The sequence below is a fragment of the Actinophytocola sp. genome (assembly GCF_009379765.1).
Lineage (GTDB): Bacteria > Actinomycetota > Actinomycetes > Mycobacteriales > Pseudonocardiaceae > Actinophytocola.
On record NZ_WHTD01000269.1, the window covers coordinates 1 to 6,649 of the forward strand.

At 70.2% G+C, this 6,649-nt stretch carries 6 protein-coding genes and 1 pseudogene; 4 read left to right on the top strand and 3 right to left on the bottom strand.

The features are described 5' to 3' along the window. A pseudogene (locus GEV28_RS41535) lies at window positions 1-689 on the top strand (cbb3-type cytochrome c oxidase subunit I); the annotation flags it as partial. A 302-nt stretch (window positions 690-991) separates the two neighbouring features. Here the strand turns inward: GEV28_RS41535 and GEV28_RS41540 are convergent. The 3 genes from GEV28_RS41540 to GEV28_RS41550 form a co-directional block, all read right to left on the bottom strand. Continuing rightward, window positions 992-1,942, bottom strand: coding sequence for a universal stress protein (locus GEV28_RS41540; protein WP_291419759.1), 951 nt, complete (start codon window positions 1,940-1,942; stop codon window positions 992-994). After that, window positions 1,939-2,295, bottom strand: a complete 357-nt coding sequence (fdxA, locus tag GEV28_RS41545; protein WP_291419761.1) for a ferredoxin — start codon at window positions 2,293-2,295, stop codon at window positions 1,939-1,941. Before fdxA ends, GEV28_RS41540 begins: the two co-directional genes overlap by 4 nt. Before the next feature lie 79 nt (window positions 2,296-2,374). Continuing rightward, on the bottom strand, window positions 2,375-2,809 hold the full coding sequence (locus GEV28_RS41550) for a MarR family transcriptional regulator (protein WP_291419763.1): 435 nt from the start codon (window positions 2,807-2,809) through the stop codon (window positions 2,375-2,377). A 148-nt stretch (window positions 2,810-2,957) separates the two neighbouring features. Between GEV28_RS41550 and GEV28_RS41555 the strand changes: the two genes are divergently transcribed. The 3 genes from GEV28_RS41555 to GEV28_RS41565 all read left to right on the top strand — a co-directional run bounded on the left by GEV28_RS41555 (window position 2,958) and on the right by GEV28_RS41565 (window position 6,364). Continuing rightward, window positions 2,958-3,347, top strand: coding sequence for a DUF3040 domain-containing protein (locus GEV28_RS41555; RefSeq protein WP_291419765.1), 390 nt, complete (start codon window positions 2,958-2,960; stop codon window positions 3,345-3,347). A gap of 119 nt (window positions 3,348-3,466) precedes the next feature. Next, window positions 3,467-4,342: a slipin family protein gene (locus GEV28_RS41560; protein ID WP_291419767.1), complete on the top strand. Its 876-nt coding sequence runs from the start codon at window positions 3,467-3,469 to the stop codon at window positions 4,340-4,342. Between the two features lie 57 nt (window positions 4,343-4,399). After that, window positions 4,400-6,364: an aconitate hydratase gene (locus tag GEV28_RS41565; RefSeq protein WP_291419768.1), complete on the top strand. Its 1,965-nt coding sequence runs from the start codon at window positions 4,400-4,402 to the stop codon at window positions 6,362-6,364. The last annotated feature ends 285 nt before the right edge of the window (window positions 6,365-6,649 follow it).

The following is a 6,649-nucleotide window of genomic DNA, read 5'->3' on the forward strand; positions in this document are numbered from 1 at the left end:
CGGCACCATGTGGAAGGGGCAGCTGACCTTCGAGACGCCGATGCTGTTCAGCATCGGGTTCCTGGTGACGTTCCTGTTCGGCGGGATGAGTGGGGTGCTGCTGGCGTCGCCGCCGATCGACTTCCACGTGACCGACACGTATTTCGTGGTGGCTCATTTCCACTACGTGCTGTTCGGCACGATCGTGTTCGCCACCTACGCCGGCATCTACTTCTGGTTCCCCAAGATCACCGGCCGGTACCTCAACGAGCCACTCGGGAAACTCCACTTCTGGACCACGTTCCTCGGCTTCCACGGAACGTTCCTGGTCCAGCACTGGCTGGGCAACGAGGGCATGCCGCGGCGCTATGCCGACTACCTGCCCACGGACGGGTTCACCACGCTGAACACCGTGTCCACCATCGGTTCCTACATCCTGGGTGCCTCGGTGCTGCCGTTCGTCTACAACGTGGTGAAGAGCTACCGGTACCGGGGAGATCGCCGCCATGGACGATCCCTGGGGCTTCGGCAACTCGCTGGAGTGGGCCACGTCCTCGCCGCCGCCCCGGCACAACTTCACCGAGCTGCCCCGGATCCGCTCCGAGCGTCCCGCGTTCGAGCTGCACTACCCGCACATGATCGAGCGGATGCGCGACGAGGCGATCGTCACGGTCACCGGCAAGACGTCGCCCCGCTCGAAGGACACGTGAACCCGGGGCCGCAACTCGGCGGCGCTCAGGTGGGCCAGCCACAGCGACGGCTCGCCGAACGGCTCCAGCCGCTCGGCGGTGACCGGCGCGCGCACCTCGGCCAGCAACGCCGCGCATGGGCGATCTCGCGGAAGGGGCGGTGTCGCAGCGGGATGACCGGCGCGTCCGGATCGCTCACCGAGCGGGGGGCGACTGGCGCCGGCCCGGTACATCATCGGCGGCCGGCCGGGTCGGGCGCGTTCCTCGACCCCACGCTCTCCCGAGTGCGGGCAACGGCTCGACGTCGGTCAACGGCCGCTCGCTCACCCTCGTATGTCAGCTGATGGCTTGGGTGCAAACCTGGTGACCGTGCGGCGCCTGGGGTGTGCGCGGCCCGACCGCGGGTCGCCCCGCACGACGGCGACCGGGCACTGTGCGTTGTGCAGCACGGTGTTGCTGGTCGAACCGAGCATCAACGTGGCGATGTCGCCGTGCCCGCGAGAGCCCAGCACCAGCAGCTCGGCGGTGGCCGACGCGGCGGCCAGCGTCGCGGCGGGCGCGCCCGACAACAGCTCGCGGCTGACCTCGACGGCGGGATGGGCACGCGCGTGCGCGCGGAGCAGTCCGCGCAAGGTGTCCGCCGCACTCACGTGGAGCCGGTACAGATCCTCCTGCGGCAGGGTGGCCATGGCCTGCATCGTGGCCGCGTCGAACACGTGGACGGCACGCACACCGGCCTTCCGCCGGACCGCCTCGGCGAAGGCGAACGCGAGCGCGTCGTCGGAGCCGGGGGAACCGTCGACACCGACGACGATCTGAGGGTCGCGCTCGGCGCCGGCACGGTCACCGAGGTTGGGCACGACCACCACCGTGCCATGCGCGTGCCGGGCGACCTGCGCGCTGACCGATCCCAGGCGCAGCCCGTGGAACCCGCCGTCGCCACGCGCGCCGACGACCAGCAGCACGGCGCCGGAGGCGGCGGCGAGGAGCTGCTGAGCCGGGCCGCCGGACCGCGGCTCGGGGATCGCCTCGACGTTCGGTGCCCGCCCACGCGCGTACCGGACCCCTCGGGCGAGCATCCGCTCGGCGGCGGACAGCGCGTCCTCGCCGTCGCCACCGAGCCCACCGGAGGCGCGTCCACCGGAGGCACGTCCGACGTGGCAGAGGACGACCCTGGCATCGAGCCGGCCCGCTTCCGCCAAGGCCCAGTCGACCGCGACGAGACTGTTGGTCGAGCCGTCGACGCCGACCACGATGCGCGCGTCTCCGGTCATGACAGCGCTCCGCCCGCGGGCAGCGGCAACGACCTCACCAGCGGGGTGTCCACGCCGAGGTCACCGATCTTCGCCGCGCCGCCCGGGCTGTCCAGCGGCGCGTCGCGACCCGGCAGCGTGTCGGTGAAGAACCGGGCGTTGTCCTCGGCGTAGGGCGACCAGCGCTCGGGCAGGTCGTCCTCGTAGTAGATCGCCTCCACCGGGCACACCGGCTCGCAGGCGCCGCAGTCCACGCACTCGTCCGGATGGATGTAGAGGAACCGCTCCCCGACGTAGATGCAGTCCACCGGGCATTCGTCCACGCAGGCGCGGTCCATCACGTCCACGCAGGGCTCCGCGATCACGTACGCCATCGGTGCCTCCGTTCGGCTCGGGCCCCGACCCCTGTTTATTACAAGTCTACTCATATAAACAGGACCGGATCGAACGACCTCAGGGGGTTGCGTCACCTTCCCCGGCCGCGTCGGGCCACGGCGGCGTCAGTGTCGCCGCACCCATGCGGCGCAGCTCTTCGCGGTGCAGCGCACTGAGCCGAGCCAGGATCGACTGCCCGTCCTTGGTCAGCTCGACCCGCACCACCCGGGCGTCGGGCGGATGCGGTGCCCGTCGGACGAGTCCCTGTTTCTGCGCCCGGTCGACCAGTTCGACCACGCTGTGGTGCCGGAGCTGCAACCGGTCGGCCAGCTCGCGCATGGTCGCCCACTCGCGGCCGGGAAAACCCTTGAGCGCCAACAGCAACTGGTAGTGCTGCGGGGTGACGCCGTGGCGGCGGACCGTCTCCTCGCTGAAGCGAAGGTAGCGACGGATGCCGAAGCGGAACCGGGCCAGCGCCTCGAAGTCCTGCTTGGTCAGGGGTTCTGGTCCCACGGGCTGCTCCGTTGCCATGTCTCATGACACCACGCCGACCGGTCCTCGCGCGGTGGCCACGCCGGGCTCAAGTATATCGTGATACGATATTAATGTGCACGGCCGATGGCTCCGCTCGAGCCGGGAGGCACCCCCCAGGAGGTGTGTCATGCTCAGTGATCGCGAACGGGCCATGCTGCGCGAGATCGAACGCCGGCTGGCCATGGAGGACCCGAGGTTCGTGCGGTCCTTCTACCCCGTAGAACGTCGCCCACCGGGTGATCATCACCGCCGGGCGCACCCGAGCGTGCTCGTCGTGAAGGTGACCCTTCTGACGCTCCTGCTCGTGGGCCCGAACCCGCTGACCGAGTCTCAGGTCGCGAACCGGGCCAGGCCTCCGGCACCACGACGCTCCTCGGCGCCACCGGGTGGTGTGGCCGCCGCGTATGCGCCGCCGGCCCCCGAACACCCAGGTCCGGCCGACATCTCCGGCATCCTCGCACACCCGGTTCCCTCACCGTCCACAACAGACCGGATCACCCCGACCGCCGCGGCATAGCCGACACCACGTCGTCCCCCACCGGGGCGAGCCGGTCGGAAGCGCCGGCTCGCCCCGGGAAAGGAGTCGTCGGCACCACCAGTTCGGTCGGTCTCCCGATCGCCAGTACGGAGGACACAATGATCATCATGTATGTGCTGCTCGCGGCGGTATGCCTCGGGATGGTGTTGCTGACGACGAGCGTTCGGATCGTCACCCAGTACGAACGGGGCGTCGTGTTCCGGTTCGGACGCGTGCGGTCCGCGGTCCGCGGGCCCGGGCTCGCGGTGCTCGTGCCGATCGCCGACCGCATGCAGAAGGTCAACCTGCAGATCATCACGATGCCGGTGCCCGCCCAGGAGGGCATCACCCGCGACAACGTGACGGTCCGGGTGGACGCCGTCGTCTACTTCCAGGTCACGGATCCCGTTCGGGCGGCCGTCGACGTGCAGGACTACGTGTCCGCCATCGGCCAGGTCGCCCAAGCGTCACTGCGTTCCATCATCGGCAAGAGCGAGCTGGACGACCTGCTGTCCAACCGGGAGCGGCTCAACCAAGGCCTGGAGCTGATGATCGACAGCCCGGCGCTGGACTGGGGCGTGCACATCGACCGGGTGGAGATCAAGGATGTGGCGCTGCCCGAGTCGATGAAGCGGTCGATGTCGCGCCAGGCCGAGGCCGAGCGCGAGCGGCGGGCCCGGGTCATCACCGCCGACGGCGAGCTGCAGGCCTCGGCCAAGCTGGCGGAGGCCGCCGAGGCGATGGCCAAGCACCCGGCGTCGCTGCAGCTGCGGCTGCTCCAGACGGTCGTCGAGGTCGCCGCCGAGAAGAACTCGACCCTCGTGCTGCCCTTCCCCGTCGAGCTGCTCCGGTTCCTGGAACGCGCCACCCCCGTCCAGGACGCGGGTCCCGCGGCCGTCCCGTTCGCCACCGCCGACGGGCTGCCGATCCCCCGCACGCCGAACCTCCCCGACGGTGACCAGGCCGTGCCCGCCGGAGCACCTGTCACCGGATAGGTTCCTCGGCCGCCGAACCGGGTAGCCCGACGAGGACAATCGGCCTGGAGGCACAGCATGGGACACAACGTCACGCAGAAGCTGATCGCCGCGCACCTGGTCTCCGGCCGGATGACCCCCGGCGAGGAGATCGCCCTGCGCATCGACCAGACCCTCACCCAGGACGCGACCGGCACCCTGGTGATGCTCGAGCTGGAAGCGCTCGGCCTGGACCGCGCGCGCACCGAGGTGTCGGTGCAGTACGTCGACCACAACCTGCTGCAGACCGACAGCAAGAACGCCGAGGACCACGACTTCCTGCGGTCGGCCTGCCAGCGGTTCGGGCTGTGGTACTCCAAGCCTGGCAACGGCGTCTCCCATCCCACCCACATGCAGCGCTTCGGTCGTCCGGGCACCACGCTGGTCGGCTCGGACAGCCACACCCCGGCGGCCGGCTCGCTGGGCATGCTCGCGATCGGCCTCGGCGGCATCGAGGTGGCCAGGGCGATCGCCGGCGAGCCGATCTTCCTGCGCATGCCGGAGGTCTGGGGGGTGCGGCTGACCGGCACGCTGCCGGCCTGGGTGAGCGCCAAGGACGTCATCCTGCGGATGCTGCGCACCCACGGCGTCTCGGGCGGGGTGAACCGGATCATCGAGTACCACGGCCCGGGGCTGGCCCAGCTGACCGCCATGGACCGGCACGTGATCGCCAACATGGGCGCCGAGCTGGGCGCCACGACCACGGTGTTCCCGGCCGACGACCAGGTCCGCACGTTCCTGCGCGCCGAGCGGCGGGAAGCCGACTTCGTCGAGCTGCTCGCCGACCCCGACGCCGGCTACGACGTCACCGACGAGATCGACCTGTCCACTGTGGAACCGCTGATCGCGCTCCCCAGCTCACCCGGCAACGTCGTGCCGGTGCGCGAGGTGGCCGGGCGCGAGGTGCAGCAGGTGGTGATCGGGTCATCGGCCAACCCCGGGTTGCGCGACTTCGCGGTGGCCGCCGCCATCGTCGCCGGACGGCAGACCCATCCGAGGGTGTCCTTCGACGTCAACCCGAGCTCGCGGCAGATCCTGCAGGACCTCACCAAGATGGGCGCCACGTTCGCGTTGATCGCCGCCGGGGCGCGGTTGCACCAGTCCGGCTGCATGGGCTGCATCGGCATGGGCCAAGCACCCGCGAACGGGCGCAACAGCCTGCGCACCGTCCCACGGAACTTCCCGGGACGATCCGGCACCCGGGAGGACTCGGTCTACCTGTGTTCCCCCGAGACCGCCGCCGCGGCCGCACTCACCGGGCAGATCACCGATCCGCGCGACCTGCCTCGGCTGCTCGGCATCCCCGACCCGGACGTCGCGCTGCCGGCCGAGTCCAGTGTGAACACCGCGATGCTCGAGCCACCTTCGCTGAACGGCGAGCGGATCGAGCTGGTCAAGGGGCACAACATCGCCTCACTGCCCGACTTCACGGCGCTGCCCGACCGCATCGAGGCACCGGTCGCGCTCAAGGTCGGCGACGACGTGTCCACCGACGAGATCCTCCCGGCCGGCGCCCGCGTGCTGCCCTACCGCAGCAACATCCCCAAGCTGGCGGAGTTCACCTTCACCCAGCTCGACGAGAGCTACCCGCGGCGGGCGCTGGCCACAAAGGACAGCAGCGGGCACATCGTGGTCGGCGGCGCCAACTACGGCCAGGGATCCTCGCGAGAACACGCCGCCATCACGCCGCGCTACCTCGGGGTACGCACGATCCTCGCCGTGTCGTTCACGCGCATCCACTGGCAGAACCTGGCCAACTTCGGCGTGCTCGCGCTGGAGTTCACCGACCGCGCCGACTACGACCTGATCGAACCCGACGACGTCCTCCTCCTGGAAGACGTGCGGCACGCGATCAGCCACGGCACCGAGGTCATGGTGCGCAACGTCACCCGCGACCAGACCTACGCCACCCGGCACCGCCTGTCCGATCGGCAGGTCGCGATGCTGCTCGCCGGCGGGCTGATCCCCTGGCTACGCGACCAGCAACCGACACCCGCGACCTGAGCGGCCATCCGCCAGCCGGGCAGCTTCCAACACGCAAGGTGGCATAGCGGGCACGACCACCTGCTCCGCGAGCCCACCTGGAAGGTCCCAGCCGAACCACCGCAGACAGGCGCAGACAGGCGCGGGCTCGGAGCCAGACCCGATCTAGGTGATGTCGATGGTTCGCGTGCGGCGTGGTCGGCGCCCTCCGCAACGGCATGCCGATGAGAACGCACTGTCTCGGAATCGCCCACGATGGTCCACTTGGGACCTCCCTGCCTGTCGATGTCGGGGCGCCGCTCCACC

Bases quoted from the DNA above. Each gene is read 5' to 3' on its own strand.
- GEV28_RS41565 (WP_291419768.1), top strand. From the start codon at position 4,400: ATGGGACACAACGTCACGCAGAAGCTGATCGCCGCGCACCTGGTCTCC.
- GEV28_RS41540 (WP_291419759.1), bottom strand. From the start codon at position 1,942: ATGACCGGAGACGCGCGCATCGTGGTCGGCGTCGACGGCTCGACCAAC.
- fdxA (WP_291419761.1), bottom strand. From the start codon at position 2,295: ATGGCGTACGTGATCGCGGAGCCCTGCGTGGACGTGATGGACCGCGCC.
- GEV28_RS41555 (WP_291419765.1), top strand. From the start codon at position 2,958: ATGCTCAGTGATCGCGAACGGGCCATGCTGCGCGAGATCGAACGCCGG.
- GEV28_RS41560 (WP_291419767.1), top strand. From the start codon at position 3,467: ATGATCATCATGTATGTGCTGCTCGCGGCGGTATGCCTCGGGATGGTG.